Source organism: Plesiomonas sp., assembly GCF_051650925.1.
GTDB lineage: Bacteria > Pseudomonadota > Gammaproteobacteria > Enterobacterales > CAMTGL01 > Plesiomonas.
This window is the reverse complement of the sequence record NZ_JBOFRH010000075.1, coordinates 1-1,103: the sequence shown is the minus strand read 5'-3', so window position 1 is coordinate 1,103 and position 1,103 is coordinate 1. Positions and strand designations below refer to the sequence as shown.

The 1,103-nt window shown below is 47.9% G+C and carries 2 protein-coding genes; one reads left to right on the top strand and one right to left on the bottom strand.

What is annotated here, in order from left to right; genetic code table 11:
* On the top strand, positions 1 to 260 hold a 260-nt coding region (locus ACRC27_RS01795), incomplete at its 5' end, for a class I SAM-dependent methyltransferase (protein WP_438639044.1).
* A gap of 138 nt (positions 261 to 398) precedes the next feature.
* On the opposite strand, the gene ACRC27_RS01790 is transcribed toward ACRC27_RS01795, so the two are convergent.
* Positions 399 to 1,103, bottom strand: a 705-nt coding sequence (locus ACRC27_RS01790) for a DNA recombination protein RmuC (protein ID WP_438639043.1), incomplete at its 5' end; no start/stop codon positions are given.

Here is a 1,103-nt window from a genome sequence, read left to right as displayed (position 1 = left end):
CCGACGAAGCGGAAGGACATCTTATTATGGAAGATTGGCACAACTTTGGCGCTGACTACGATAAAACATTGATGGCGTGGGACGAAAACTTTGTCAGTGCATGGGATTCAATCAAAGACAACTACTCCCCTCGTTTTTATCGGATGTTCCGCTACTACTTGAATGCCTGTGCCGGCGCGTTCCGTGCTCGTGATATTCAACTATGGCAAGTGCTGTTTAGCCATAGCGGCCTGCGCGGTGGCGTCTATATTACGCACTGATTATGATTGATACACTGTGATCAATGGCGATGAGTTTTAGTTTCACGCTCAATTGCACGGCATCAAGCATACTAAAAAAGAGGCTTTCGCCTCTTTTTTATTTACGCATGTATCACGTGTAGTAAACACGCCTTGCGTTTACTCCGCACCGGAGTCTGTCATCATCGCCAAGCGTTCTTGTTCAAAATCGGCATTTAGCGGCTCTAACACCGGCATGCTGCGAGTGATATTCGAGGATAAACGCTGGAAACGCTCAACTTTGCCATGTAAGCCCTGTCGACCAGCTAATGCTGTCACCGTTTTATTGTAATGGTTGCTGGCCGCTGTCAGGGTATTACCTAGGCGCTGTAAGTTTTCGGCGACGACACACACTTGGTTGTAAATCTCTCCGGCACGCGCCGTGATCTCCTGCGCTTCACTGTTGCTGCGTTCAATCATCCACAAATTAGAAACCGTACGTAGTACCGGCATTAAGGTAGTATGCGACACGAGAATCACTTTTTTCTCGTAGCCGTAGTTGAACAAATCACGACCATGCTGTAACGCAGCGATATACGCCGGCTCTACCGGCATAAACATCAGCACAAAGCCCGGGCTATTAATGCCGCACAGATTGATGTAATCCTTGCTGGCCAAATTATCGATATGATTTCTCACCGCTTTAACGTGATCCTGCAATGCTTGCAGACGGCTAGCATCATCGCTAGCGGCCACGGCCTGACTGTAGTCAATCAGTGAGACTTTGCTATCAATAATCAGGTGTTTGCCATCCGGTAAATTGATCACAAAATCAGGGTAATAGGTTGAGCCATCGGCGCTTTTGAATACGGCCTGCGCCTGATA